Below are 26,184 nucleotides of genomic sequence, written 5' to 3' on the forward strand. Positions count from 1 at the left end.
TGTTCCTTTATCAATCAATATTAGAATTAAAATCATACGAAATCAAATAGAAAATTTTAAAAAAACTTAGTTAATGATAATCATTATCACAATATAAACTTGTATCTAATCCCTTTTTTTATTATGATAATTCATATTAAAATTTTAATTTTTTAGATTACGTTATAATTAGTGCTAACTATATGGAATAGTAATGTCAAAAAAAGAAGATATTATAAATACTGCTTTAAATTTATTTAATCAGATTGGTTACAATGCTACTGGTGTTGACCGTATTATTGCTGAATCTAACGTTGCAAAGATGACATTTTATAAATATTTTCCTTCGAAAGAAAATTTAATTATGGAGTGTTTGCAACATCGAAATTTAAATATTCAAAACTCAATTAATGAACAACTAAGTTTACATCAAGATGCTAACCCACTTGAGAAAATTCATATTATTTTTAATTGGTATATTGAATGGATCAATAGTGAAACATTTAATGGATGTTTATTTAAAAAAGCATTTATTGAAGTGTCTAAACAATATACTTCAATTCGTGAACCATTTTATGAATATACGAAGTGGTTGACTCATTTATTACAAGAACAACTTACTCGATTAGGGATAGAAAACCCTACTCCACTTACTCACATCATTATTTCTATTATTGATGGGATGATTATTGATGGAACAACAGATAAAACGCTTATTAACTCTGAAAAAATTTGGCAATATATTGAATATTTGATTAATGAAGAGATACCTCAGCAGGTATCTTAAATTTTAAAATTATCTAAGTTTATTATTTTTAATATTAAGTTTAAAAGAAAAATAAATAAACATTTTAAATCTTTTATAGCTTAGATAATCTTAATTTTGAATGCGCTACTTTAGCTTTCATAATTTTTCTAGGCTTTTTTACAAACTCATATTAGAATCCTGAAAATTTATCACCTTGCACTGATCTATGAAAAAATTTCTAGGTAACTCTATCTTTAAAGCTGCTGGCTGGACCTATAATGTAGATCCAGAAATTCTTGAGAAAAAACAAGTTATTATTGGCTTTGAACATACCTCTAATCTAGATGCAGTGCTATCTATTGCCCTCTTTCAAATTTTAGACATTAAGATTCATACTTTAATAAAGAAAGAACTTTTTAAGGGTCCCCTTAAGCCAATTCTAGAAAAACTTGGTGGCATTCCCGTTGACCGCAAAGCGAGTAAAGATATTGTTTCTCAAATGGTTGAACAATTTCAAACTCATGAAACTTTTAACTTGGTGATTGCTCCTGAAGCTACTCGTGCCAAAGATGGCTCTGAACGTAAACCTATCCGTACAGGTTTTTGGCATATTGCAAAAGCAGCCAATGTTCCTATTGTACTTATGTATGCCAACGCCCGAAGCAAACAAGGCGGAATTCTAGGCAAAATTTACCCAACAGACTTACAAAAAGATTTGGAAACGATTAAAGAGCTATATGCACAGTTTGACATAGACATCAAAATTAGCTAAATCAAATTGGACTTGATTCGGCCTAATCTCACTCATTAGGCCTTAAGCTTATTATTCTTATTCAATCGGCTAACAAAACGCAGGGCAACAGTTTTCAACAAAACCAAGCCTATGCTAATATTCCAGCACTTTTGCATTTTCTTTTTTGGAGTTCACGTCCATGGCGGGTCATTCTAAATGGGCCAATATTAAGCATCGTAAAGCGAAACAAGATGCAAGTCGCGGTAAAGTTTTTACTAAATATATTCGTGAAATTGTGACTGCTGCCAGACTTGGCGGTGGAGATGCTGCTAGCAACCCTCGTCTGCGTGCAGTAGTTGAAAAAGCTCTTTCAGTTAATATGACACGTGACACCATCAACCGTGCAATCCAACGTGGTGCCGGTGGTGAAGATAATGATGATTTAAAAGAAGTAACTTACGAAGGTTATGGTGTTGGCGGTGTTGCTGTTCTTGTTGAAACAATGACAGATAACTTGAACCGTACAGTACCAGATGTACGTCACTGTTTTAGTAAAACAAATGGTAACCTAGGAACTGCGGGTTCTGTAGCTTATCTATTTACTAAACGTGGTGAAATTACTTTTGAAGATATTTCTTTAGAAGACAAAATCATGGAAGTTGCTTTAGAAGCTGGCGCTGAAGATATTGAAGTTTCAGAAGATGAAATTTTGGTAATCACTTCACCAGAAACTTTTGGTGAAGTTCAAGATGCTCTGACTGCTGCTGGTTTAAAATCTGACAATGCAGAAGTGGTTATGAGTCCATCAACCAAAGCTGAAATTACTGATGTCGACCAAGCAAAACAAATTCTTAAAATGATTGATATGTTTGAAGATCTCGATGATGTGCAAAACGTTTATACCAACGTTGAGTTTACAGATGAGGTTTTGGCTCAACTTGATGCCTAAATCAAACATTTGAATTAAAAAACGCACCATTGGGTGCGTTTTTTTATAGTTTATTTAGTAAGTTATAGCAGTTAAAAACATTATATTTTTTAATAACAAAGCTGGAATGCAAAGCAACCACATTGTCAATTTTTCCAATACGTCTTAATAAAATTTCGCTGTAGTCATCCATGTTGCGTGCTACAAGTTCCAAAATAAAATCGGCACTTTGCCCTGTCACTAAAAATGCATTGGTCACTTCTGGAATTGCTTCTATTTCGGAAAGAAACTTGTCAAATGTTTCAGTGTCATGCTTACTCAATGAAACTTGCAATAAGATGTGCAAGGTAAAGCCAAGTTTACTAAAATTAATTTCCCTTTTGAGCTGACCCATAACGTTGGCTTCAATCAGGTGCTTAATCCGGCGATGCACAGAACTGACTGACAGATTGATCCGTTCTGAAAGTTCATTCAAATTTAAGTCTTCATGAGACAAAATTTCTAGAATTTGTTTATCAAAACGATCTAACTCCATTCCTATCTCCAGCCAGAATTTTACAATGAGGACAGTATACCCTATACAACTCCCACGCATTGAAAAATACGAAGGTTTAAAAATAGCTAAAACATTTATTTCTTTTACATATTTTATTGCAGTTATGCATTTTAACCGTGCAAATAGTGGAGCATATGACTCATTTTAGAGAGTCAATTTCATGCTCTCATTTATTTTTTTTAATTAAAGGTCCTATTTACACTTCTATTTTGACATAAAGCAATGATAAGAATAGAAATTTGACTATTTTTCTAAATTCTTAAAGTTGGCATTATTATTGTTATGTATTTACAGGAAAATTTTTATCCATGTCGGGGAATGCCTGTGAATAAGATCAAAACACTAGTGCTAGCAATGAGTTCTTTAGGTGTAATTAGCGTGACAATGCCTGTGCATGCAGCTACAGATGCTGAAGTTAATGCGTTGCGTAATGAAGTAAATGATTTAAAACAACTCGTCCAGAAACTATCTGATCAACAAAAAACAGCTTTGTCAGTCAGTACTCCACCAGCACCTCCCGCAACACCTGCTGCTTCTACCTCTCCTGTATCAAAACCGGGTTGGATGGCAATGGCTGATGGGCAAACCCAAGTTAAACTTTATGGTAATGTCCGAGTAGATGCTACCTACGACTTTAAAGGTTCAAATGGAAGCATTTCAAATGCAGCCAACTACCCTTTAAATAAAGATGATCCAAGACAAGATTCGTTAAATGTATCTGCTGCGACCTCACGAATTGGTCTAGATATTACTCGGCCTACTCAATACGGAGATTTAACGGGTAAAATTGAAGCCGATTTCATGGGTGGAAATGGTGATAATGGCAATGGAACCTTCCGTGTTCGCCATGCCTACATGTCTTTAGGTAAATGGTTAGCAGGTCAAACGACTTCACCTTTTGTAAATACTGATACCTCACCAGAAACACTAGATTTCACTGGAGCTGTTGGTACAGGCACTACACGTACGGTACAGGTTCGTTACACTCAGCCAATTAATGCACAACAGAAAATATTAGTTGCCTTAGAAGGGGGTGATGTTGAAAAAGTGAGTAATGCTGCTGGGGGAAGCCGCTTTCCTGCTTTAACAGCACGATATGATTTTAAAACTGCAGATAATAAAGGCCTATTACAATTGCATGGTCTTGCACATGAAAATCGAGTGGCGCCCAAAGATAGCTCTTCTGAAGAAAAATTTGGTTGGGGTGTTGGGGTTGGTGGTAAATATGATTTAACTCCTCAGGATAGCTTAGTTGCTAACTACTATCATGTTAAAGGAGATGGCCGCTATTTATCTTATAGCAATTCTGCTTATGCCTATGACACAACAACACAAGATATTAATTTAGGTGAATTTGATAGTGCCGTTATTGGCTATCAACGAAAATGGAGCCCTATCCTCCGCTCTACTTTTGCAATAGGCGGTATTCAATATAAAGATGATAGCATTTACGCAAATAGCAATTTAACCAGTACCAGTTATAACAAAGAAATTTATAATGCCTTGGTCAATTTAATCTGGAATCCAGTTAAAAGTATTGATTTAGGTGCAGAATATACTTATGGCCAACGAGAAACTTTCGCAGGCGATAAGGGTGATTACTCTCGTATTAATTTATTAGCAAAATATAGTTTCTAAAAATTGGATGTAAAAAAAGAGCCTTTCAAAAGGCTCTTTTTTATTAGCGGTATTAATGCATGGCTTGAATTTTTTCTAAGAAAAGCTTCGCACGTTCGTGGCGAGCATCTAAATTATCAAAAAATTCATGCGTTGGGCAGTCTTCTAAAATCTTACCTTCATCCATAAAAATTAAACGGTTAGATACTCTTTTAGCAAAACCCATTTCATGTGTAACACACATCATGGTCATACCTTCATGTGCAAGTTGTACCATCACTTCAAGTACTTCACCGACCATTTCAGGGTCAAGTGCAGAAGTTGGTTCATCAAACAACATACAGATTGGGTCCATGGACAAGCCACGCGCAATCGCTACACGTTGCTGTTGTCCACCAGACAATTGGCCCGGAAATTTATCTTTATGCGCAAGCAAACCTACACGCTCTAAATATTTCAGACCTTTTTCACGAGCATCGGCAACTGAACGCTTTAACACTTTAACTTGAGCAATTGTTAAATTTTCCAAAACAGTCATGTGCGGGAAAAGTTCAAAGTGCTGAAAGACCATTCCCACCCGTGAACGGAATTTAGCAAGATCCGTTTTTGAATCTTTCAGAGAAACTCCATCAACAATAATGTCACCTTGTTGAAATGGTTCTAACGCATTTACTGTTTTAATGAGTGTTGATTTTCCTGAACCAGATGGTCCGCAAACAACAACGACATCACCTTTTTCAATACTCGTCGTGCAATCTGTTAAAACCTGAAAATCACCATACCATTTAGAGATATGTTGGATGTCTATCATTGGCATTTAAAATCTCCAATTAGCGAATGATGGCAATTTTTTGCTGTAAGCGTTTGACTAATTGCGACAGCACAAACGAACTACAGAAGTACACTACAGCGACGATTAAATAGAATGTTGCTTTCGTTTCAGGACCATAAGTATTAGCCAAGGTATCTGCACGACCTAAAAAGTCTGGCGCACTAATCACATACACTAATGAGATATCCTGAAATAAAATAATTGTTTGAGTTAACAATACTGGGAGCATGTTACGAAAAGCTTGAGGTAAAACCACGTAGCGCATTGATTGACCATACGTAAAACCTAGCGCGTAACCTGCATTTACCTGACCTCTTGAAATAGACTGAATTCCGGAACGTACAATTTCCGAGAAAAATGCAGCCTCAAAAATAGCAAAAGTCACAACACTCGAAAACAACGGTCCCCAATATGTATCAGATTGAAACTCAAATATTTTTGGCAACAAAAAGTAGAAAATAAAGATTACCTGAATCAATGGAATACCACGAAACAGATCGACGTAAAATTTTGCGAAATTACTTGCGATGGCATTGCTTGATAAACGCATCATTGCCAATGGAGTTCCGATCAGGATACCACCCAGCATCGCCAATACAGTCACGGTAAGGGTAAAAATGAAACCTTCTTTGAGTGCCGCGATCACGTCAGGATTTTGTAATAAAGAAAAATCCATAATTACTTCCCTCCTGAACCTAAGCCAGGTACAGCCATTCGTTTCTCAATCCATGCCATCACAAACTTAATGCTATAAGTGATAATCAAATAAACAGGTGTAGAGAGAATAAGAATGATGATGTCCTGAGAAGTTTCTTCCCGCATGGTTTTTGTATAAGCGAAGAAGTTCAAAACACTTAATGCATATAAAACAGCTGAGTTTTTGAAAACGTTCATTGCTTCAGAAGTAATCGTGGGCCACACAGTACGATATGCAACAGGTAAAATGACATAACGATAGCTTTGTGCAGTGGTAAAACCTACTGCGGAAGCAGCAAATTTTTGTCCTGTTGAAACAGTATTAATACCAGCACGTATGTGCTCAGATACACGCGCAGCTGTGTAGAGACCTAATGCAAAAACACCAATAACCGCAGGTTGCTGATTTAAAAGATTTTTCCACCATCCACCAGCAACAACATCTCCACTGCCTGCACTTATGCTATCCGGTAAAAATTCCGGAAAAACAAATGCCCAGAAGAATAGCTGCACAATAAGTGGAATATTACGGAAAATTTCAACGTAACAATTGCCAATAAATGCGAGAGGTTTGTTGGGTAATGTACGAATTACCCCTAGGAGAGAACCTAATAAAAATGCGATAAGAAAGGCTATAACAGCTGTCCAAACCATAGTAAAGACGCCTGAACCTAACATTTGTAACCATGTGGGCGCTTCAGCATGAGCATTGTAGCTTGAGCTACCAATTACTCTACAGACTGATTCTGCCCATGCGGCTTTATCGACACCATATTCATTAGACTCCGCACAGAATATAGTCCAGTTTAGCGAGCCGACTGACATGTTTGCCCCTTAAATGAATATCTTTAGGAAAATAGACCGCTTAAGCAAGTGAGGTCTCACTTGCTTAAGTAAATTTAGGACAAAAAGATCTTGTTAGATCCCTGCATCTGTTGGGTGAGCTTTTAATTTTTTATAAGATGAACTTTGTGGCATGTTCAAATTTGTATTTTTTGGTGGAATTGGCGATAAGAACCACTTCTTATATAAAGCGTCCATTTGACCAGTTTTCCATAGATTATTTACAGTACGGTCAGCAATCGCTTTAAACTTTGTATCACCTTTAGCAAGCATAATGCCATAAGGCTCTGATGAAAGTACCGGACCAACAATTGCGAAAGCTTTAGGTGTAGAAGACTTGGCAACTAAGCCAGCTAAAATATTATCGTCCATGACAAATGCAGCAGCACGGCCTGATGCCATCATTGCAAAAGAGTCAGAGTGATCTTTACCATAGATGTTTTGGATATTAAGCGCTTGGCCTTTTTCATTCATCTTGATGTATTTATCAGATGTTGTACCTTGAGTTGTTACAACAGCCTTGCCATTTAAATCTGCCAAACTCTTAATGCCAGAGTTCGCTTTAACTGCCATACGTACTTCAGTCGCATAGTAGTTTGTTGAGAAACCAACTTGTTCTTGGCGTTGCTTAGAGTTTGTGGTCGTACCACATTCCATATCGATATTGCCTGCTAAAAGTTCAGGAATACGAGTTGATGAAGTTACTGCCTTGTACTCAACTTTTAGCCCAGGCATTTTCAATTCTTTTTTAATGTCATTTGCAAACTGGTTACAGATATCGACTGCATAACCTACTGGTTTACCTGCAACAACATATGAAATTGGGTCAGAAGATTCTCGGTGGCCAATGATGATTTTTCCGCTGCTTTTAATTTTAGCTAATGTATCTGCTGCCTGAATTTGAGAAGTAGCACCAACCGTACAAAGCATAAATGTTGAAATAATGAGAGAGGTTGCAGAACGTTTCATAAGAACTCCTTGATGATCATTCTCTCTATTTATCTATAGAATCATTCATATAGAGCAATAGAGTGATTTATTATTAAATTGCAATTATCGCGCCAACTTTTCCAAGTAGGACACATCCATTTGCTTCACTTATTTTATTCAGTCTGTTTTGCAGAGTTAATACCTTTAAAACTGCTAACATGTTTCTACTTTAATCTATGTTTTAATCTTCTGTCTATTATTAAGCTCATCTATTTACACTTTAATGTGGCAATTATTGATTACAATGTAAACACATGCACAATAAAGAGGCTTAACTTGAGCTAAAAACTGTTTTTAGAAAAATTGTATTTTGTGAAAATCATAAAAATTAAAATTATTAAGTATTTAGACTAAAGTTGAATAATGAGGTAAATAAAGAAATTCCTATAGCAAAATAATATATATAAATGTTTTAATAAAAATCATTTAGAAAATTGATAGTAATATTTAAGTTAATGACTGAACTTAGAAATATTACAAAAATGCCCTGAGAAAATCAGGGCATTTTATAAATTTTAAATTCCTCGCCAATCTACACGTGCGTTTCTTTCGGTTTGATATATTCTTAAAACATATTGGCCTAGAGGTAAATCAAGCAAATATTTTTGATAGTTGCTCCATTCCTCAGACACTTCTTCTGCTTCTTCACGCTCCCATGGCGTACCTTTCACCTCTAATAGTGGTGCAAGCATCGAACAGACAGAAATATCAGCAAGACTTAATCGATCGCCCACCATATAGCGCGCTTGATTTTCTATTAGATACTGGTTTAATTCATTTATGAGTTCGTCCATCTGCTTTTTGGACTGGCTCACCAACTCTTCTTCAAGCTTATAGTTCTTTTTTACGAGTGTTTTGAGAAAAGGTTTTGATATTTTTTCAAACTGACGTAAATAGCCTTGTTCACCCATCATAATTTCTAGAGCATGGTCCCCTTGGGCTAAATTATGTGCTAATGCCCAACGGCGCACATGTATCCCAAGATCATCAGCCAAACTATCAATTTTCAGTATTTGTTGCCTAAGTTGCTCATCACGGCGCAAAAGCGCGTGTTCTGGGTAGGTATCATCCAAATAAAGTGCAATTTTGGTTGATTCAGCAATCCATTGATGATCATCTTTCAAAATTGGCAGCAAATTTTGCCCTGTTTTGAGTTGTGCGAAAGCACGATGAAACCCTGGAATCAAGTTATGAGCCACATAATCAAGTTCTTTATGGTCTAACAACCAGCGAGCTTTTTCACAATAATGGGACAAAGGAAACTGATACAAAACCCGCATAAAATCTCCACGTTTATTTTTATTTGACTATTTGTACAAAAATGGTCGATGGTAAGTAGATACTTTAGAAGCTATTTTTAGTGAAAACAATGGATATTGTGCTCATTTTTGCTGACAGTTAAGTCTATTTTTTTATATCTTTTTTTACCGTACTTATTGCTCTTTTTCATATTAAAACGAGTTTTGTTATTACTTTTTTGCATTAAAAATATAAAGTATTGATTAATATAAACTTTATATATCTTTATTTATCCTTTAAAAATCAAAAAAAATGCTTTGCACTTTATTTCATAAGCTGAGCATAAGTCCTCGTTTAGTGGAAAAATATTTCTTTTGTAAGGTAATGACAGCAATACAAGGTGTCATTATGTCTAATTCTCTATCTAAAACGACGGCATACGTCCAAGTCATTCAAAATGATCAACAAGCCATTAATGCCGCTTATCAAGTGGCGGATTATGCTTTAGAGGGTCGTAATACACGTGATCAACAACGCTTATTACCTCATGAGCAAATCGAAAGCTTTAGCCAAAAAGGCTTAGGCGGAATCCGAATTGCAAAAAAATATGGCGGAGCTTTTGTGTCCAATAAAACCTTGGCACAAGTTTTCCGTATTTTAAGTAAAGGCGATGCAAATGTTGGTCAGATTCCACAAAATCAGATTAGCCTTTTAAACCTGATCGAAATCTTGGGTACAGAACAACAAAAACAATTTATCTTTTCAGAAATATTAGCAGGAAAACGTCTTGCCAATGGTGGCCCAGAACGTAATACACATGACTCAAAAACACTAAAAACCACGCTCACCATTGAAAATGGTAAATATATTTTAAACGGTGAGAAATTTTATTCGACTGGAACAAGTTTTGCTCACTGGCTTGCAATTAAGGCTGTTCATCCTGAAGGCCATGTCGTTTTAGTGATTGTTAACCGAGATACTCAAGGCATTGAAGTCATTAATGACTGGAATGGCTTTGGTCAACGTACAACTGCGAGCGGTACAGTTAAATTAAATGATGTTGAAGTTAATCCTGAACTTATTTTTGATGAACGCTTATTAACACAAGTCCCAACTTATCGCGGTGCTTATTCGCAGTTACTACAAGTTGCAATTGATGTTGGAATTGCAGAAGCCGCTTTTGAAGATACCTTATCGACCATTCATAAAGCACGACCGATTATTGATGCAAATGTTGAAAAAGCCAGCTTTGAGCATTACATCCTGCAAGAAGTTGGTAAGTTAAATATTGTGCTCGATGCTGCAATTTTATTGCTTGATGAAGCTGCTGAATATTTAGATGAACTGGATCAACTTGAAAATGTGACTGATGAACAAGTAGCGAAAGCTTCAATTTTGGTTGCTGAAGCGAAAGTCTATGCCAATGATGCCGCTCTACAAATCTCTGAAAAACTGCTGGAACTTGGCGGTAGCCGTTCAAGTTTAAGCCAGCACAATTTAGATCAACATTGGCGAAATGCCCGTGTACATACATTACACGACCCTGTTCGCTGGAAATTACATGCCATTGGCAATTATTACCTTAATGGTCATTTCCCTGCCCGCCATGCCTGGATTTAAGGAGAAATTGTCATGACTTCATATCAATCGGTTCAAACTAAACAAACATCGGCATCAAACCAAGCACACATTATTCAAAATGATGCTGAAGCTTTGGAAATTGCTAAACAATTTGCTGAGCAATTTAAAAAAACCGCAGTAGAACGCGATACCAAGCGAATTTTACCGTATACCGAAATTGATGCTTTGAGCCAGTCTGGGCTATGGGCAATTACAGTGCCAAAGCAATATGGTGGTGCCGAAGTTTCAAGCCATACAGTAGCTAAAGTAATTGCCCTTTTAAGTGGTGCAGATGGTTCAATTGGTCAAATTCCACAAAACCATTTTTATGCTTTAGAAGTATTGCGCAATACGGGAACAGAAGCTCAAAAACAACGCTTATATGGCGAAGTCTTAAATGGCACGCGCTTTGGTAATGCGCTTGCTGAATTTAAAACAAAAACTTCGACTCACAAACAAACCAATATCCGTCCTCATGAAAATGGATACTTGATTCAGGGTGAAAAATTTTACTGCACAGGAAGTTTATTTGCTCACCGTATTCCAACGTTAGTTTTAGATGATGCAGGCCGAGAATATCTGGCGTTTGTAAAAAGTGGTTCGCAAGGATTAAAACTTGTCGATGACTGGTCTGGCTTTGGACAGAAAACCACAGGTAGCGGCACAGTTAAGTTTGATCAGGTTTTTGTAGATGCAGACGATGTTATTCCTTTTGATACTGCATTTTTACAACCGACCTTAGTGGGCCCTTTTGCTCAAATTATGCATGCATCGATTGAAGTTGGTATTGCACGAGCAGCCTTTGAAGAAAGCTTGCAAAGAGTACATCAAGCTCGCCCATGGATTGATTCACAAGTAGAAACGGCAAGCCAAGATCCTTTAACGATTTATGAATTAGGACGCATTGCCGTAGATGTACGAGCAAGTGAAGTTCTATTAAAACAAGCTGCTCAATCAATTGATGCCGCAAAAATTGAAACCACACCTGAAAGGATTGCTAAGGCTTCAATTGATGTTGCCAAAGTACGTGCTCATAGTAGCGATATCGCATTAAAAGCGTCATCGAAGCTGATTGAACTTGCTGGTAGCCGTGGTAGTCAAGCACAAGATGGCTTAGACCGTTTCTGGCGCAATGCACGCGTGCATACGTTGCATGATGCTGCACGTTGGAAATATTACTTTATCGGCAACTATGTTCTGAATGGTGTTCTACCACCTCGTCGGGGGACATTGTAATGACAGACTTTAAAGCTAAAGAGATTTTGCTGAATGCCTTTGATATGAACTGTGTTGGGCATATTAATCATGGTCTATGGACACATCCACGTGATGAATCACACCGTTTTAATGAATTGAGCTATTGGACAGAACAAGCTAAGACCTTAGAAAGTGGCTTATTTGATGGTTTGTTTATTGCCGATATTACAGGTGTGTATGACGTCTATCAAAATGGCATTGATCTGACTTTAAAAGAGTCAATTCAGCTTCCGAGTCATGATCCGTCCACACTCATTTCAGCTATGGCGGCAGTCACTCAAAACTTGAGTTTTGGGGTTACTGTTAATTTGAGCTATGAGCATCCGTATCAGTTTGCTCGTCGCTTTGCGAGTCTTGATCATTTAACTCAAGGTCGTATTGGCTGGAATATCGTTACCGGTTATCTAGATAGTGCAGAACGCCTAATTGGTCAAAAAGGTTTAAAAGATCACGATGCACGTTATGAACAAGCCGAGGAGTTTTTAGAACTTTGCTATAAATATTGGGAAGGTTCATGGGAAAACGACGCAGTCAAAAAAGATAAAGTCCAACGTGTTTTTACAGACCCATCTAAAGTTCACACCATTCACCACCACGGAAAATATTACCAAAGTGAAGGTGTATTTCAGGTGTCTCCTTCTGTGCAACGCACCCCAACATTGTTTCAAGCTGGTGCTTCACCCAAAGGTATGCAGTTCGCTACTCGTCATGCTGAGTGTGTATTTATTGGCGGCGACAAACCCGACAAAATACGCGAACAAGTGAAAAAGATTCGTGCGCTTGCCGAACAACAAGGTCGTTCAGCGGATGACATTAAAGTCTTTGTCGGTATAACCGTTGTTGTTGCTGAAACACATGATTTAGCTGTACAAAAACTTAATGAATATCGTCAGTACGCAAGTCCTGAAGCAGGCTTAGCTCATTATGCGAGTTCAACAGGTATTGACCTAAGTAAGTTTGACGATGATGAAGCGATTCCTTACCAAAAAAGTAACAGCATTGTTTCCATTACCGAAAAATTTAAAGAACAGCAAATCACTAAAAATGATTTAAAAGCTCAACATGTTTTGGGTGGTCGTTATCCACTCATTGTCGGTAGTGGCGAAGAAGTTGCTGAATATTTAATTCATCTTTTAGATGAAACCGATATTGATGGCTTTAATTTGACGCGTACTGTTGCACCTGAGTCTCACCACGACTTTATTCGCTTGGTCATTCCTGAGCTGCAACAACGTGGTCGCTATAAAACTGCATATAAAACGGGTTCACTACGGAACAAAATCTTTAATCGGGGTGATCAATTACCGAAACAGCACCCTGTTCAAGCGTTCCGATGTAGTCCCTATAACAACAGCAAAAACTTAACAAAAATTGAAGAAATAACTGCTTAAATTTGGAGATAGACATGGCTCAAACAGCCTCTAAAAAATGGCTAGGCGTAGGCTTAGTCGTTGTAGTCCTTTTTGTTGCTTTATTCTTTTGGAATAAACACCGTCAAAGTGGCTCAAATGAACTTGTAATTGGCATTAGTCCACCATTTGCAAAAACTTTACAAGCTGCTGCCGATGAAGCAAAGCTACAGGGTTTAAATGTGAAACTGGTTGAATTTTCTGACTGGAATACACCAAACATTACTTTAAATCATGGGGATATTGATGCGAACTTTTTCCAGCACCAACCTTTCTTAGACAATGCAATTAAAGAAACAGGCTTTAAATTAAAGGCATTTGCAGTGGGTGCAGCATCACATGTGGGGCTTTATTCAAAGAAATATAAAAGCTTAGATGAATTGCCACAAAACGCACGTGTAGTCATTCCAAATGATCCAGTGAATCAAGGTCGTGCCCTGCTACTCTTACAGCAAGCTAAATTAATTACGCTTAAAGATTCAAACAATCATTTATCTGCACTCAAAGATGTTGTTTCAAACCCTAAAAACTTGAAATTCATCGAAGTTGAAGGACCACAGACTGCTCGTGCAATTGACGATGTTGACTTGGCTTTTGGCTACCCACATTACTTACGCTTAGCAAAAACAGCTGACCCTGAGAGTGCACTTTTACTTGATGACAATACCAATAAACGTTATGCCATCTTGTTTGTAGTACGTGATGACTATCAGGACAAGGGCGACAAATTGAAGAAATTTGTTGAGATTTATCAGAACTCGCCAAAAGTTAAAGCTGTCTTAGACGCTGAGATTGGGCCAACACTTTGGTTCCCAGGCTGGAAGTAATAACGGAAAGATTATGGCTATTCAGTTCAAACAATATAAGCCTTGGTTACTCGGAATTACGATTTTAATCGTGATTCTGGGTCTCATCGGTTATCGCTATATTAAAAATAAGCAAACCGATGATGTTTTAACGATTGGCATTAGCCCACCTTATGCTGAGCTATTACAAAGCGTTGCCAATGAAGTTGAAAAGCAAGGTGTTCACGTCAAGCTTGTTGAATTTTCTGACTGGCGAGCACCGAATGTTGCCGTACAAAACGGTGATATTGATGCAAACTTTTTCCAGCAAAGTGTATTTCTACGCAATGCCGTTAAAGAAGCAGGATATGACTTACACGCATTTGCTGTGGGTTCAGGAAGTCACGTAGGTTTATATTCAAAAAAATATAAAACATTTGATGATTTACCTTCACAGGCACGCGTTGCTATTCCAAACGACCCAGTCAATTTAGCTCGCGCTTTAATTTTATTGCACCGTGCTGGCTTAATTCAGCTAAAAGACAGCAACAATGAACTTTCGACCACCCAAGACATTATTGCTAATCCTAAACAGCTAAATTTTGTTGAGGTTGAAGGCCCGCAGACAGCACATGCATATAACGATGTCGATTTAATTTTCGGCTTCCCTCACTACTTAAAAATGGCAAAGGTAACCGACCCGCATAGCGCATTATTTTTAGATCCAATTGATAAAAAATATGCAATTTTGTTTGTGACCCGTCGCGATTACCAAGATAAAAACCAAAAACTAGCAACCTTTGTTAAAGCATTCCAGAACTCAAAACAAGCGCAGGATATTCTGGATAAAGACTTTGGCCAAGGTATGTGGTTTCAAGGCTGGAAATAAGGAGAATGACGATGGTGAGTTTTGGATCACAAGTTGATTTTTCTCTACCCCATATCAAAATTCGCGGTTTAAATAAATTTTATCAATCGCAGGGTCAAAAACTGCATGCCTTAAAAGAAATTAACCTTGATGTTCCCCAAGGTAAAATCTTAGGCATTATTGGGAAAAGCGGTGCAGGCAAATCTTCCTTGCTCCGTACTTTAAATGGCTTGGAACAAGTGAATACTGGCAGTATTCATATTCATCAACAAAACATTGCTGAATTGAGTCATGCCGAACTCATTCAAACCCGTCAACGCATTGGAATGATTTTCCAACATTTCAATTTAATGTCTGCAAAAACAGTTTGGGAAAATGTGGCATTGCCCTTAAAAGTTTCCAATTACAACAAAGCAGATATCGACCAACGTGTAAATGAAGTTTTGGCTTTAGTCGGGCTAGCAGATAAATCTAGCTATTATCCATCACAACTTTCTGGTGGGCAAAAGCAACGTGTCGGTATTGCACGTGCACTTGTTCATCACCCTGAAATTTTACTTTGTGATGAAGCGACTTCAGCACTTGATCCAGAAAGCACAGCCACTATTTTGGCTTTGCTTAAAAAGATTAATCAGGAGCTTGGCTTAACTATTGTATTAATTACTCATGAAATGCAGGTTATTCGAGAAATATGTGATCAAGTCGTAGTGATTGATCAAGGTGAGATTGTAGAGGCTGGACAAGTTTGGTCCGTGTTTTCACGGCCAGAGCAACAAATTACTCAAGAATTGCTGAATCTTGAACAGATCACCCTGCCTTTTAAGATCAGTCCGTTACCGGATGAAAATTCGACTCATATTATTATAAAACTTAAATATGAGTCTGAAGCTCATCAGGTTCCAGATATTCAAGAACTACTTGCTAAGTTTAAAGCACCAGTCAATTTATATCAAAGTCAGGTCGATACCATTCAAGGGCACATTATTGGTTCACTTTTAGTCGGTATTCCTAATGTAGAAATTGATATTTCATCCATCCAACAAGACGCATTAACAGCAATTGCACAATTTGAGGTACTTGGCTATGCCCGACCAGCTCATTGATCTATTAATTAGTGGAACTGTAGATACCTTGCTGATGGTGGGTGCATCTGCATTGATTGCTTTTTTAATTGGCTTACCCATTGCAGTAGTTTTAGTAAGTACTTCTGAGCATGGCATTCACCCATCACAAAAGATTAATCAGGCTTTGGGCTGGGTAATCAACATTACTCGTTCTGTACCTTTTCTTATTTTAATGGTTGCCCTGATTCCGCTTACTCGCTGGATTGTAGGTACAAGTTACGGTGTATGGGCAGCCGTTGTTCCATTAACGATTGCTGCAATTCCTTTCTTTGCCCGTATTGCAGAAGTCAGCTTACGTGAAGTCGATCAAGGCTTAATTGAAGCTGCACAAGCGATGGGTTGTAACCGTAAACAAATTATTTGGCATGTGCTTTTACCAGAGGCTTTGCCAGGTATTGTTGCGGGCTTTACTGTCACAATTGTTACCATGATTAACTCCTCTGCGATTGCTGGTGCTATTGGTGCAGGTGGCCTAGGAGACATTGCTTATCGTTATGGCTATCAACGTTTTGATATGCAAATTATGGTCGCTGTAATTTTAGTGTTGATTGTTTTAGTCATGTTAGTGCAAGCGACTGGTGATGCATTAGCCCAGCAACTTGATAAACGTAAAGTTTAAACGCAAGAGAACCCTGCTCTAGCCATGACTTTGTCATGGCTTTCATGTAAAATCAGCGACAATTTTTAATTTACACATTTGTGAGTGGTTTTCATGGGTTTTAATTGCGGTATTGTTGGTCTGCCAAACGTAGGGAAATCTACCCTTTTCAATGCATTAACGAAAGCAGCAATTGCAGCGGAAAACTTCCCTTTCTGTACCATTGAACCAAACACAGGTATTGTTCCTGTACCAGATCCACGTCTAGACAAACTTGCTGCGATTGTTAAACCGCAACGTATTTTGCCAACTACAATGGAATTTGTAGATATTGCAGGTCTTGTTGCTGGTGCATCAAAAGGTGAAGGCTTGGGTAACCAATTCCTTGCTAACATTCGTGAAACTGATGCAATTGCTCACGTGGTACGTTGTTTCGAAGATGAAAACGTGATTCACGTAAATGGTAAAATTGATCCATTAGATGACATCGCAACCATCAATACTGAACTTGCACTTGCAGACCTTGAAACTGTTGCTAAAGCAATTTTACGCTTAACTAAAGTTGCTAAAGGCGGTGACAAAGAAGCTGTTGCAACTAAAGCAGTTTTAGAAAAAATCCAACCATTACTAGACGAAGGTAAACCAGCTCGTGCGGCTGATTTGTCTGATGACGAACGTAAATTAGTTCGTGGTTTTGGTTTAATGACTTTAAAACCAACGATGTATATTGCAAATGTTGCTGAAGACGGTTTTGAAAATAACCCGCATTTAGATGCAGTAAAAAAACTTGCTGCTGAAGAAAATGCAATTGTTGTTCCTCTTTGCAACCAGATCGAAGCTGAAATTTCATTATTAGAAGATGAAGATCGTGCTGAGTTCCTAGAAGCAATGGGCATGGAAGAACCAGGCTTAAATGTGGTTATTCGTGCAGGTTATGCACTTTTAGGTTTACAGACTTATTTCACTGCTGGTGTACAAGAAGTACGTGCATGGACAGTAAAAGTTGGTGCAACTGCTCCTCAAGCAGCTGGTGTTATTCACACTGACTTCGAAAAAGGCTTTATCCGTGCTGAAGTTGTTGCATATGATGACTTCGTACAATACAACGGTGAAAACGGCGCTAAAGAAGCTGGTAAATGGCGTTTAGAAGGTAAAACTTACATCGTTCAAGATGGCGATGTAATGCACTTCCGTTTTAACGTTTAAGTTTAAATATAAAAAAAGCCCCTTCATATTGGGGCTTTTTTATATTTATAAGGAATGATTCAGATCCATCATCTCTCGTTTACTACGTGCTTCTTTCAAAATTCGCTCATGCAATGGCTTTCTAAAACCCAGCATAAATATAAATTCTGCCAATACAAATAACGGCCCTATCGCAAGTCCAATCATGTCATCAACAAAAGCTGGTTTTTTCTTTTCAAAATAATGCCCAACAAACTGAAAGACCCATCCCACCACAAAGAAGCCAATACTTGCTGCTAACCATTCTCCCCAAGATAATTGAGCAATTTGGCTCGCGAGTGGATAGACAGCGACTAAAAGAGCTAGCATGAGTAAACCAAATACTTTATCTAAAATAAAATAATAAATCGTACTAGCTGCAATCAACACAATGGCTAAAGTAAGTTTAAAATCACTAATATCTATCCCAGCTCTTGCTGTTAAACATAAAATTGAAAACACGATGAGTGGAATACCAATAAAATGCGTCAAAATATTTTTATGATTTAAGTGGTAAGCCGCATATTTGCTAAGCTGTTGCTCCAGATTTGACATGAGTTATTCCCTATTCATCAACATATAGTCATACTGTACAAATAAGGAAAACTTAAAGTTGTCAGCTATTTGACAAATTAATGATTTTTTTCATGGATGGCCCAATATTGGACATTATTTATATTAACCGACTAAAAGAAAACACATGGTTTAGTGTGCTTCCAGAAGCATTCCAAAACTTTATTCTAGAACATGGTAAGCAAAGAACCTTTGAAAAAAATAGTTATGTTTTCCGTGCCCAAGATGTGTTTGATGGCATTTATACCGTGCTTGAAGGCTCAATTAGCTTAGGTTATGTCGATGTAAATGGTAATGAAGCACTTTCTGCTATTGCTGAGCCAATCATGTGGTTTGGTGAAATATCCCTCATTGACCATGAACCGCGCTCGCACGATGCGATTGCTTTGAAAAAAAGTACGGTTCTGCATATTCCTGCAAGGCCCTTAAATGAGCTACTCAAAGAAAATCCCTATTACTGGTATTATTTTGCACGTTTAACTAGTCAAAAACTCAGGTATGTCTTCTTAGAACAGATTGCTATACAAACACGCAGTATTTCTCAAAGGCTTGCTCAGCGTCTTCTATTTATTTTAGAAGGTTATGGTAATCATATTCTCATTCAAGATCATCACATCCATATTTCTCAAGAACAATTGGCAAATATGCTGACCACATCTAGACAGACTATCAACCATGAGCTGAGCCTGCTCGAAAAACAGAAAATCATCAAAATTGCTTTTAGAAAAATTGAGATTCTAGATATTGAGAAATTGAAAGTAGTTGCTCAAGCACAATCCTAATTTTTTAAAAGCGGCTAAATAATAAAAACTTAAAATTAAATTAAAAAATTAGATAACACTGCAAATCAAAACATTGTTCAAACTCTATTTCCACAAAATAAATGTGTTAAAGCAGATATTTTCACCCTACACTCAAGCTGAGCAATAATACTCAACAAGGCACTGATTAACATGAAAAAATTATCAACAATTCTTACAGCAGGCGTATTGGCTATGTTAAGTGTTTCGGCATTTGCATGTCCTAAAGGAACTCAATTACAAGGCGGTACAGGACCAAATCATAAAGGTGGAAAATGTGTAGCGGTACATGGAAAAACTGCCGCTCAAAAAGTGAAGAAAGAAGCAACTAAAACTAAACAGGATGTGAAAAAGGATTTAACCACGCAAAAACATGATGCAATGACCAGCGCGACTCATGCTCAACATAAGTCGCAACAAATGGCTCATCAAATGAAACAGGATGCTGTGAAAACTGCAAACACCGCTAAAGCTGCGACAAAACCGTAATTAACATTCACTCATTATCGTTTAAAAGCAAAAAAGCGAGATTGATCATCTCGCTTTTTATATTTGTCTGCTTTATTTTGGAGAAGTATTTCCAAGGCTTGGCTTCTCAATTGCATCCTTACATTGAGCTTTATCTCGCTCATAATCTGCCTGCTTCTTAGCAACCGAATCATTATTTTCAAGCGTTTCGCGAGCCCACACATCTAGACTAGTAAGAGCTTTACGACAAAGCGCATATTTTCCTTCTGTCACTGAGTCCGTCATTTTCACATTAATACGCCAGTCCGTACTCAATTGACGTAAAGGTTTACGAACTTCGTCATCGATTTGACTCAGTTGCTTTTCATAAACCAAATGCTCAACCGTATTAATTAATGTCCATGCTTTTTGAGCATAAACAGTTGCATCATTGGTTAGTTTTGGTGCTGGCTTAATTTCTACTTTTTTTTCTGCACCCTGATTACCATTGTCACAGCCCTGCAATATAAAAATACCTGCACCCAACATGGCGATATAAACTAAACGAATCTTTGCGTTGAACATATCAAACTGCCGATTAAACATTTCGGCACTATGCTATTAAATTCGGCTACAATACTCAATCTTTCAAGTATTTTTATCATTTGGTTTATTGCCAAGGTGCATTGTGTCCAAACAACAATTGATAGCTGATCAAACGGCAACTTTTTGGCAAGGTGCCAAAGATAGTCAAGCTATCGTACTCACCTATTTACCCGTTTCTTTTGCCTTCGGTGTTTCTGCATCTCAGTTTGGTTTTACACCATGGGAAGCTTTTTTCCTATCTTGCTCAATGTATGCTGGAGCCAGCCAGTTCTTGGTTGTCGCACTTTTGGCCAGTGGTTCATCTATCTGGTTAACGGCATTAACAGTGATTGCACTTGATATTCGTCATGTGCTTTATGGGCCAGCCCTATATAACCTTATTCCAAGTAAACTCAATCTTAAGAAAACAGCACTTTGGGCTTGGGGATTAACCGATGAAGTTTTTGCAAGTGGCATGATCCAACTTTCACAACGTCGTCAGCAATGGTCTGAGTCTTGGATGTTAGGACTTAGCCTATTTAGTTGGATGGCTTGGGCAACTGGCTCATTGTTAGGCGGATTATTTGCAGATCAGGTGTCTCATCTTCCAAAGTTTTTACAAGCAGCATTAGACTTTTTACTTCCAGCTTTATTTTTGAGTTTCTTGTTAGCGGCTTTTGAGCGAAAACATAGCCTTGTAGTCGCTGTATCTTTAGTCGTTTCAGCTTTAGCCTGCTATTGGATTAACTTATCTGCTGCCATTTTTATTGGCATTCTTTCAGGCATTTTAGCAGGCCTGTTTAAACATTATGTTTTAAGACAACAAGAAGAGGTCGAAGTTTAAAATGAACCTAGAGATTATTCTGGTCGGCATAATTGTGGGTATTGCTAATTTCGCCTCACGTTTTGGACCATTCTTTGTTATACAAAAGCTACAAGGTACACAGCAAAGACGCGGTTCAGTCTGGTTAAAAATTGCTTTGGGAAGCATTGGTATATCTGCAATTAGCGCCATGCTTGTCGTTGCCACTCTTCCACCACTTCTTGAAAATCCAGATAAGAGTTTCGCCATGCTTATCGGCTTTTTAGTTTTAGCAGGACTTTATTTTAAATTTAAAAAAATTGTTCCAGCAACGTTAACTGCCGCAATTGTTTATGGCCTGATCTATACTTATTTACCTTTATAAATAGATAAACTCATTTTCCTTATATAAAATAAATCACAACCAGAAGCGTTTAAGATTGAAACTTCTGGCGTAAAAACTAATTTTTTAAATTGATTAAAAAGATAACTTCATCTACCCATTAGAGATAAAAATGTCACAAGTTAAAATTTACGCAAATGAACAAACGATTATGCAATATCGAGAATTACTTTCTCATGCCATACATCAAGCACTCATTGAAGAATTGAAATACCCTGTTGAGAAAAGATTTCAACGTTTTATTAGCCTTAAACCAGGAAACTTTATCTATCCTTCGGACCGTAGCCAACACTACATCATCATTGAGCTTTCAATGTTTATAGGTCGTAATACAGAAACGAAAAAGAGACTTATCCAAACATTATTTCGCAATATTGAAGAACAATGCAAAATAGCACCTCAAGATATCGAAATTACAATTTTTGAAACACCTAAAGAAAATTGGGGTATTCGCGGTAAAAATGCAGATGAGCTACTTTTAAACTATCAAGTTAATGTCTAAATAAAGTACATTCTTAATTGTCCGACAAAATTCATTTTTTATGCGTTATAAGGCTTAACTCCACCATAAGTTCTGCTATGCTTAAAAAAATAATTTTGTCAGGATGATTCGCATGAGCGTGACACTCGGTACCCCACTTCAATCTTCTGCATTTAAAGTTTTATTGTTAGGTTCAGGAGAGCTTGGCAAAGAAGTTGTGATTTCACTACAACGCCTTGGTGTAGAAGTACATGCAGCCGACCGTTATGATCATGCGCCAGCCATGCAAGTTGCGCATTTTTCTTATGTGCTAAATATGGCTGATCCTACTCAATTAAAACAACTCATCGAAAAAATTAAACCGAATTTAATTGTTCCAGAAATTGAAGCCATCGCTACAGAAGTTCTTGTTGAAATTGAAGCGAGCCAAACTGCAACTGTCATTCCTTCAGCTAAAGCTGTAAACCTGACAATGAACCGTGAAGGTATTCGTCGTCTTGCTGCTGAAGAACTTGGTTTACCTACCTCTGCTTATCGCTTTGCCGACTCACTAGAAAGCTTCCGCGCCGCTTCTGATGATATTGGTTATCCAAATTTTGTAAAACCAGTGATGTCATCTTCAGGTAAAGGCCAATCTCGTGTAAAAAGTTTCGATGAAGTCGATGCTGCTTGGGAATATGCGATGCAAGGTGGTCGTGTTAACCAAGGTACGGTCATCATTGAATCTCAAATTGATTTTGACTTTGAAATTACATTACTTACCGTTCGCGCTAAAAACCCTGAAACTGGTGAAATCGAAACTCACTACTGCGACCCAATTGGTCACCGTCAAGATGCAGGTGATTATGTAGAAAGCTGGCAACCTCAACCAATGACACTTGCTGCACTTGAAGAAGCAAAACGTATTGCAAATAAAGTGACAACAGCACTGGGTGGCTGTGGTATTTTCGGTGTAGAACTGTTTATTAAAGGCGATAAAGTCTGGTTCAGTGAAGTATCACCTCGCCCACATGATACAGGTCTAGTGACTCTAGCATCGCAATTTCAAAGCGAATTTGAACTGCATGCTCGTGCAATTTTAGGATTACCAGTGAACACAGCTCGTCATAGTGTTGCTGCGAGTGCAGTTATTTATGCAGGAGTGGATGCCAACAACTTAAGCTACAGTGGCTTAAATACGGCGTTAGCCAATCCAAATACTGACCTACGCCTGTTTGGTAAACCAGAAGGTTTCAAACGACGTCGTATGGGTGTAGCAACTGCTCGTGCAGAAAATACTGATCTTGCTCGTACTTTAGCGAAAGAAACCGCTGATCAAGTAAGCGTAAAAACCAACTCTTAATATTTACTTATTGGTAGACCCATTTTCATGATCAATACATCGCCATTGCTGAACTACGTTACAAGCCATCATGATATTAAAGCCATTAATCAATGGCGAACGGATGTAGAAAAGCAATTGCAGGATTCATATGAAAATGGGCAATCGATTCGAGAAGTCATTAAAGCGCGCTCAGACCTCGTTGATGAAGCACTGATCTTTTTATGGAAACATGCCGAACTCGACCAGACAGGATTAGGTCTTTTTGCTGTAGGTGGTTATGGGCGCCGTGAAATGTTGCCCTATTCCGACGTTGATATCATGATTTTGTCAGAACATGAAATTAACGAAGAAAACGAAAAGCGTATTTCTACATTTATTTCCTCTTTATGGGACGTTGGTAATTTTAAACCCGGCATTAGCGTTCGTACCATCCAAAGCTGTGTTGAACAAGCTGCTACCGATTTAACTGTTGCAACTACACTCATTGAAGCTCGTTTAATTACCGGTAATAGTCAACTTGCAAAATGGCCGCGTCGTATTGTTTCGCAAACGTGGACAGACAAAACATTTTTTGATGCAAAAATGGCTGAACAAGCTAAGCGTTACCACCAACACAACAATACTGAAAGCAATTTAGAACCCGATATTAAAAATGCACCGGGTGGCATTCGTGACATTAACCAGATTGGCTGGATTGCCAAGCGTCATTTCCGCGTAAACCGCATTTATGACTTAGTACATTTAGGTTTTATTTCAGAGTTTGAATTAACAGTTTTAGAAGAAGCTGAAAGTTTTCTTTGGGAAATTCGCCACCACTTACACCGCTTAGCGAAACGTGATGAAAACCGTCTTCTGTTCGATCATCAAAGAGAAATTGCGGCTCAATTTGGTTATGTCCGTCAAGAAGGTCAACCTGTAAATTACGGTGTTGAGCAATTCATGAAACGCTACTACCGTACTGCTCAACAGGTTTCAACACTGAATGAAATGTTGTTGGCCTATTTTAGCGAATCGGTCATTACTCCGCGCTTACCAAATTACGAACGTAAAATTGAAGAAGTTAATAATCATTTTAAAATTGTGGATAACAAGCTTGCCGTACAGCACCACAAAATATTCGCAGAACACCCAAGTGCTATTTTAGAATTGTTCTATATTTTGGCTAATCGACCAGATATTGAAGGGATCCGCGCTCGCACTCTACGCTTACTTATTCTTGCTGCAAAACGCATTAATCAAAATTATCGAGATAATCCCGAGCATCAAGCGCTATTTATGTCGATTATTCGCTCACCCTATCGTCTATACGATACTTTGGTTGCGATGAAGCGCTATGGTGTTTTAGGAAACTATATTCCAGCATTTGGCCAAATTATGGGTCTTATGCAATATGACCTATTCCATATTTATACGGTCGATGCTCACACATTATTATTGCTGCGCAACTTAAACCGTTTTAAAGAACCTGAGTTTGCTAAAGAGTTCCCTGTTGTAAGCTCTGTTTTCCAACGTCTTGCACGTCAAGATATTGTATTTATCGCTGCGTTATTTCATGACATTGCTAAAGGCCGCGGTGGAGACCATAGTGAACTCGGTGCAGAAGATGCAATCGAATTTGGACGTGCGCACGGTTTTACAGAGCGTGAATGCAAACTAATTGCATGGCTCATCCACAACCATTTGCTCATGTCACTGACCGCTCAGAAAAAGGATATTTCCGATCCGGATGTTGTTAAAGATTTTGCTGAAAAACTTGGCGATATGGAACATCTCGATTATCTATATACCTTAACGGTTGCCGATATTAATGCAACAAATCCAAAACTATGGAACACATGGCGTGCTTCACTTATGCGTCAACTTTATACGCATGCCCGTGATGTAATTCGTACAGGTTTAAGTCGTCCTGTTGATTATCAAATGCTGATCGAAGATACCAAATTTGCAGCGAGTGAATTACTGGTAAATAACTTCTCGTTGGCAGACGTCGAAAAAGTATGGCAAGAACTTGGTGATGAATACTTCATTAAAGAATCAGCAGATGAAATTGCATGGCACACTCAAGCAATTTTGAAACACGGTGATAATCCAGAGCCATTAGTACTGTTGCGTGCTCACCGTAAAGCTGCCCAAGATGCAGTGCAAATCTTTATATATACACGTGACCAACCTAACCTTTTTGCCACCACTGTTGCAGTTTTGGACAAAATGAATTTAGACGTTCAAGATGCAAAAATTATCACGGCAAGTACGGCATTTAGCTTAGACACCTATGTTGTGCTTGATCGTTTCGGTACATTGCTGACCGACCCTGAACGCGAAGAAACCGTTAAAACTGCATTAGTAAAAGCGCTTAGTCAGCCAGATCAATATCCAGGACTCATGCAACGCCGAATTCCACGTCAACTGCGTCATTTTGATATTGAAAACACAGTCGACGTTACATTGAATGAAGCGTTACAGCAAAACATGGTCGAAATTTCAACACTTGATCACCCTGGCCTACTTGCACGCGTAGGTGGCTTATTTATGATGCAAGGTTTAGACATCCATTCAGCTAGAATTGCAACTTTAGGTGAACGTGCCGAAGATATTTTCTTTGTCACGAAAAAAGATGGAAAACCGTTAAATAACGAAGAGGTCAAACTCTTCTCGGAAAAGCTTAAAGCTGCATTAGATGAAGCATCTAATCAAATTTGTCAGCACTGAAACTCAACTAATTG

Annotated in this window: 27 protein-coding genes; 19 read left to right on the forward strand and 8 right to left on the reverse strand. The window is 37.9% G+C overall.

Going from position 1 to position 26,184, the window contains the following annotated elements:
• Positions 1–193 precede the first annotated feature (193 nt).
• The 3 genes from RMB13_RS18025 to RMB13_RS18035 all read left to right on the forward strand — a co-directional run bounded on the left by RMB13_RS18025 (position 194) and on the right by RMB13_RS18035 (position 2,409).
• Positions 194–766, forward strand: coding sequence for a TetR/AcrR family transcriptional regulator (locus tag RMB13_RS18025; RefSeq protein WP_017390518.1), 573 nt, complete (start codon positions 194–196; stop codon positions 764–766).
• A gap of 187 nt (positions 767–953) precedes the next feature.
• Positions 954–1,499, forward strand: a complete 546-nt coding sequence (locus RMB13_RS18030) for a 1-acyl-sn-glycerol-3-phosphate acyltransferase (protein ID WP_005041223.1) — start codon at positions 954–956, stop codon at positions 1,497–1,499.
• Between the two features lie 160 nt (positions 1,500–1,659).
• Complete coding sequence (locus RMB13_RS18035) at positions 1,660–2,409, forward strand: YebC/PmpR family DNA-binding transcriptional regulator (protein WP_005041226.1); 750 nt, start codon at positions 1,660–1,662, stop codon at positions 2,407–2,409.
• A 43-nt stretch (positions 2,410–2,452) separates the two neighbouring features.
• Here the strand turns inward: RMB13_RS18035 and RMB13_RS18040 are convergent, their stop codons facing one another.
• Positions 2,453–2,923 (reverse strand): Lrp/AsnC family transcriptional regulator, encoded by a 471-nt coding sequence (locus tag RMB13_RS18040; RefSeq protein WP_004642558.1) that lies wholly within the window; start codon positions 2,921–2,923, stop codon positions 2,453–2,455.
• Between the two features lie 345 nt (positions 2,924–3,268).
• On the opposite strand from RMB13_RS18040, the gene RMB13_RS18045 reads away from it, so the two are divergent.
• Positions 3,269–4,582, forward strand: coding sequence for a DcaP family trimeric outer membrane transporter (locus RMB13_RS18045; RefSeq protein WP_311085962.1), 1,314 nt, complete (start codon positions 3,269–3,271; stop codon positions 4,580–4,582).
• Positions 4,583–4,634: 52 nt separating this feature from the next.
• Here the strand turns inward: RMB13_RS18045 and RMB13_RS18050 are convergent, their stop codons facing one another.
• The 5 genes from RMB13_RS18050 to RMB13_RS18070 all read right to left on the reverse strand — a co-directional run bounded on the left by RMB13_RS18050 (position 4,635) and on the right by RMB13_RS18070 (position 9,202).
• Positions 4,635–5,378 (reverse strand): amino acid ABC transporter ATP-binding protein, encoded by a 744-nt coding sequence (locus tag RMB13_RS18050; protein WP_281833408.1) that lies wholly within the window; start codon positions 5,376–5,378, stop codon positions 4,635–4,637.
• A gap of 13 nt (positions 5,379–5,391) precedes the next feature.
• Positions 5,392–6,069, reverse strand: a complete 678-nt coding sequence (locus RMB13_RS18055; protein WP_003651346.1) for an amino acid ABC transporter permease — start codon at positions 6,067–6,069, stop codon at positions 5,392–5,394.
• 2 nt (positions 6,070–6,071) lie between these two features.
• Positions 6,072–6,914, reverse strand: coding sequence for an amino acid ABC transporter permease (locus tag RMB13_RS18060; RefSeq protein ID WP_004642555.1), 843 nt, complete (start codon positions 6,912–6,914; stop codon positions 6,072–6,074).
• Between the two features lie 93 nt (positions 6,915–7,007).
• The gene (locus tag RMB13_RS18065; RefSeq protein ID WP_005041235.1) at positions 7,008–7,901 is read right to left on the reverse strand and encodes an amino acid ABC transporter substrate-binding protein; all 894 of its coding nucleotides are present in this window, start codon (positions 7,899–7,901) and stop codon (positions 7,008–7,010) included.
• Positions 7,902–8,437: 536 nt separating this feature from the next.
• Complete coding sequence (locus tag RMB13_RS18070; protein ID WP_005041237.1) at positions 8,438–9,202, reverse strand: glutathione S-transferase family protein; 765 nt, start codon at positions 9,200–9,202, stop codon at positions 8,438–8,440.
• Positions 9,203–9,545: 343 nt separating this feature from the next.
• Between RMB13_RS18070 and RMB13_RS18075 the strand changes: the two genes are divergently transcribed.
• The 8 genes from RMB13_RS18075 to ychF all read left to right on the forward strand — a co-directional run bounded on the left by RMB13_RS18075 (position 9,546) and on the right by ychF (position 18,028).
• The gene (locus RMB13_RS18075; RefSeq protein ID WP_311085963.1) at positions 9,546–10,781 is read left to right on the forward strand and encodes an SfnB family sulfur acquisition oxidoreductase; all 1,236 of its coding nucleotides are present in this window, start codon (positions 9,546–9,548) and stop codon (positions 10,779–10,781) included.
• 12 nt (positions 10,782–10,793) lie between these two features.
• The gene (locus RMB13_RS18080) at positions 10,794–12,017 is read left to right on the forward strand and encodes an SfnB family sulfur acquisition oxidoreductase (RefSeq protein ID WP_151745158.1); all 1,224 of its coding nucleotides are present in this window, start codon (positions 10,794–10,796) and stop codon (positions 12,015–12,017) included.
• A complete protein-coding gene (locus RMB13_RS18085; protein ID WP_311085964.1) occupies positions 12,017–13,429 on the forward strand; it encodes an LLM class flavin-dependent oxidoreductase in 1,413 nt (470 codons plus the stop codon). The genes RMB13_RS18080 and RMB13_RS18085 overlap by 1 nt, the downstream gene beginning before the upstream one ends.
• Before the next feature lie 14 nt (positions 13,430–13,443).
• Positions 13,444–14,274, forward strand: coding sequence for a MetQ/NlpA family ABC transporter substrate-binding protein (locus RMB13_RS18090; protein WP_311085965.1), 831 nt, complete (start codon positions 13,444–13,446; stop codon positions 14,272–14,274).
• Positions 14,275–14,287: 13 nt separating this feature from the next.
• On the forward strand, positions 14,288–15,121 hold the full coding sequence (locus tag RMB13_RS18095; protein ID WP_311085966.1) for a MetQ/NlpA family ABC transporter substrate-binding protein: 834 nt from the start codon (positions 14,288–14,290) through the stop codon (positions 15,119–15,121).
• Between the two features lie 5 nt (positions 15,122–15,126).
• Positions 15,127–16,203: a methionine ABC transporter ATP-binding protein gene (locus RMB13_RS18100; RefSeq protein ID WP_132070197.1), complete on the forward strand. Its 1,077-nt coding sequence runs from the start codon at positions 15,127–15,129 to the stop codon at positions 16,201–16,203.
• Complete coding sequence (locus RMB13_RS18105) at positions 16,184–16,843, forward strand: methionine ABC transporter permease (RefSeq protein WP_003651328.1); 660 nt, start codon at positions 16,184–16,186, stop codon at positions 16,841–16,843. The genes RMB13_RS18100 and RMB13_RS18105 overlap by 20 nt, the downstream gene beginning before the upstream one ends.
• A gap of 93 nt (positions 16,844–16,936) precedes the next feature.
• Positions 16,937–18,028 carry a redox-regulated ATPase YchF gene (gene ychF, locus RMB13_RS18110; RefSeq protein WP_017390507.1) on the forward strand — a complete coding sequence of 364 codons (1,092 nt, stop codon included), beginning with the start codon at positions 16,937–16,939 and terminating at the stop codon, positions 18,026–18,028.
• Positions 18,029–18,073: 45 nt separating this feature from the next.
• Here ychF and RMB13_RS18115 read toward each other — a convergent pair whose 3' ends face one another.
• Positions 18,074–18,601 (reverse strand): Mpo1-like protein, encoded by a 528-nt coding sequence (locus RMB13_RS18115; RefSeq protein ID WP_311085967.1) that lies wholly within the window; start codon positions 18,599–18,601, stop codon positions 18,074–18,076.
• Between the two features lie 92 nt (positions 18,602–18,693).
• Between RMB13_RS18115 and RMB13_RS18120 the strand changes: the two genes are divergently transcribed.
• Together RMB13_RS18120 and RMB13_RS18125 are read left to right on the forward strand one after the other, a co-directional pair.
• A complete protein-coding gene (locus tag RMB13_RS18120) occupies positions 18,694–19,401 on the forward strand; it encodes a Crp/Fnr family transcriptional regulator (protein ID WP_017390505.1) in 708 nt (235 codons plus the stop codon).
• Between the two features lie 171 nt (positions 19,402–19,572).
• Complete coding sequence (locus RMB13_RS18125) at positions 19,573–19,908, forward strand: hypothetical protein (RefSeq protein WP_231761308.1); 336 nt, start codon at positions 19,573–19,575, stop codon at positions 19,906–19,908.
• Between the two features lie 72 nt (positions 19,909–19,980).
• On the opposite strand, the gene RMB13_RS18130 is transcribed toward RMB13_RS18125, so the two are convergent.
• Complete coding sequence (locus RMB13_RS18130) at positions 19,981–20,451, reverse strand: hypothetical protein (RefSeq protein WP_311085968.1); 471 nt, start codon at positions 20,449–20,451, stop codon at positions 19,981–19,983.
• A 121-nt stretch (positions 20,452–20,572) separates the two neighbouring features.
• Here RMB13_RS18130 and RMB13_RS18135 point away from each other — a divergent pair, with 121 nt between their 5' ends.
• From RMB13_RS18135 to glnD, 5 genes are all read left to right on the forward strand, one after another.
• On the forward strand, positions 20,573–21,295 hold the full coding sequence (locus RMB13_RS18135) for an AzlC family ABC transporter permease (RefSeq protein ID WP_311086028.1): 723 nt from the start codon (positions 20,573–20,575) through the stop codon (positions 21,293–21,295).
• A 1-nt stretch (position 21,296) separates the two neighbouring features.
• Entirely contained in the window at positions 21,297–21,638 is a 342-nt protein-coding gene (gene ygaH / locus RMB13_RS18140) for an L-valine transporter subunit YgaH (RefSeq protein ID WP_003651314.1), read from the forward strand.
• Between the two features lie 130 nt (positions 21,639–21,768).
• Complete coding sequence (locus RMB13_RS18145; protein WP_311085969.1) at positions 21,769–22,158, forward strand: tautomerase family protein; 390 nt, start codon at positions 21,769–21,771, stop codon at positions 22,156–22,158.
• Positions 22,159–22,261: 103 nt separating this feature from the next.
• Complete coding sequence (gene purT, locus RMB13_RS18150) at positions 22,262–23,479, forward strand: formate-dependent phosphoribosylglycinamide formyltransferase (protein WP_311085970.1); 1,218 nt, start codon at positions 22,262–22,264, stop codon at positions 23,477–23,479.
• Positions 23,480–23,506: 27 nt separating this feature from the next.
• Entirely contained in the window at positions 23,507–26,170 is a 2,664-nt protein-coding gene (glnD, locus tag RMB13_RS18155; protein ID WP_003651309.1) for a [protein-PII] uridylyltransferase, read from the forward strand.
• Positions 26,171–26,184: the final 14 nt, after the last annotated feature.

This window comes from Acinetobacter sp. V102_4 (genome assembly GCF_031799005.1).
In the GTDB taxonomy this organism is placed as follows: Bacteria; Pseudomonadota; Gammaproteobacteria; order Pseudomonadales; family Moraxellaceae; genus Acinetobacter; species Acinetobacter calcoaceticus.

What these genes read in the sequence shown, in the direction of transcription:
- RMB13_RS18025 (WP_017390518.1), top strand. Translation starts at nt 194, where the DNA reads ATGTCAAAAAAAGAAGATATTATAAATACTGCTTTAAATTTATTTAAT.
- RMB13_RS18030 (WP_005041223.1), top strand. Translation starts at nt 954, where the DNA reads ATGAAAAAATTTCTAGGTAACTCTATCTTTAAAGCTGCTGGCTGGACC.
- RMB13_RS18035 (WP_005041226.1), top strand. Translation starts at nt 1,660, where the DNA reads ATGGCGGGTCATTCTAAATGGGCCAATATTAAGCATCGTAAAGCGAAA.
- RMB13_RS18040 (WP_004642558.1), bottom strand. Translation starts at nt 2,923, where the DNA reads ATGGAGTTAGATCGTTTTGATAAACAAATTCTAGAAATTTTGTCTCAT.
- RMB13_RS18050 (WP_281833408.1), bottom strand. Translation starts at nt 5,378, where the DNA reads ATGCCAATGATAGACATCCAACATATCTCTAAATGGTATGGTGATTTT.
- RMB13_RS18055 (WP_003651346.1), bottom strand. Translation starts at nt 6,069, where the DNA reads ATGGATTTTTCTTTATTACAAAATCCTGACGTGATCGCGGCACTCAAA.
- RMB13_RS18060 (WP_004642555.1), bottom strand. Translation starts at nt 6,914, where the DNA reads ATGTCAGTCGGCTCGCTAAACTGGACTATATTCTGTGCGGAGTCTAAT.
- RMB13_RS18065 (WP_005041235.1), bottom strand. Translation starts at nt 7,901, where the DNA reads ATGAAACGTTCTGCAACCTCTCTCATTATTTCAACATTTATGCTTTGT.
- RMB13_RS18070 (WP_005041237.1), bottom strand. Translation starts at nt 9,202, where the DNA reads ATGCGGGTTTTGTATCAGTTTCCTTTGTCCCATTATTGTGAAAAAGCT.
- RMB13_RS18075 (WP_311085963.1), top strand. Translation starts at nt 9,546, where the DNA reads ATGACAGCAATACAAGGTGTCATTATGTCTAATTCTCTATCTAAAACG.
- RMB13_RS18080 (WP_151745158.1), top strand. Translation starts at nt 10,794, where the DNA reads ATGACTTCATATCAATCGGTTCAAACTAAACAAACATCGGCATCAAAC.
- RMB13_RS18085 (WP_311085964.1), top strand. Translation starts at nt 12,017, where the DNA reads ATGACAGACTTTAAAGCTAAAGAGATTTTGCTGAATGCCTTTGATATG.
- RMB13_RS18090 (WP_311085965.1), top strand. Translation starts at nt 13,444, where the DNA reads ATGGCTCAAACAGCCTCTAAAAAATGGCTAGGCGTAGGCTTAGTCGTT.
- RMB13_RS18095 (WP_311085966.1), top strand. Translation starts at nt 14,288, where the DNA reads ATGGCTATTCAGTTCAAACAATATAAGCCTTGGTTACTCGGAATTACG.
- RMB13_RS18100 (WP_132070197.1), top strand. Translation starts at nt 15,127, where the DNA reads ATGACGATGGTGAGTTTTGGATCACAAGTTGATTTTTCTCTACCCCAT.
- RMB13_RS18105 (WP_003651328.1), top strand. Translation starts at nt 16,184, where the DNA reads ATGCCCGACCAGCTCATTGATCTATTAATTAGTGGAACTGTAGATACC.
- ychF (WP_017390507.1), top strand. Translation starts at nt 16,937, where the DNA reads ATGGGTTTTAATTGCGGTATTGTTGGTCTGCCAAACGTAGGGAAATCT.
- RMB13_RS18115 (WP_311085967.1), bottom strand. Translation starts at nt 18,601, where the DNA reads ATGTCAAATCTGGAGCAACAGCTTAGCAAATATGCGGCTTACCACTTA.
- RMB13_RS18120 (WP_017390505.1), top strand. Translation starts at nt 18,694, where the DNA reads ATGGATGGCCCAATATTGGACATTATTTATATTAACCGACTAAAAGAA.
- RMB13_RS18125 (WP_231761308.1), top strand. Translation starts at nt 19,573, where the DNA reads ATGAAAAAATTATCAACAATTCTTACAGCAGGCGTATTGGCTATGTTA.
- RMB13_RS18130 (WP_311085968.1), bottom strand. Translation starts at nt 20,451, where the DNA reads ATGTTCAACGCAAAGATTCGTTTAGTTTATATCGCCATGTTGGGTGCA.
- ygaH (WP_003651314.1), top strand. Translation starts at nt 21,297, where the DNA reads ATGAACCTAGAGATTATTCTGGTCGGCATAATTGTGGGTATTGCTAAT.
- RMB13_RS18145 (WP_311085969.1), top strand. Translation starts at nt 21,769, where the DNA reads ATGTCACAAGTTAAAATTTACGCAAATGAACAAACGATTATGCAATAT.
- purT (WP_311085970.1), top strand. Translation starts at nt 22,262, where the DNA reads ATGATTCGCATGAGCGTGACACTCGGTACCCCACTTCAATCTTCTGCA.
- glnD (WP_003651309.1), top strand. Translation starts at nt 23,507, where the DNA reads ATGATCAATACATCGCCATTGCTGAACTACGTTACAAGCCATCATGAT.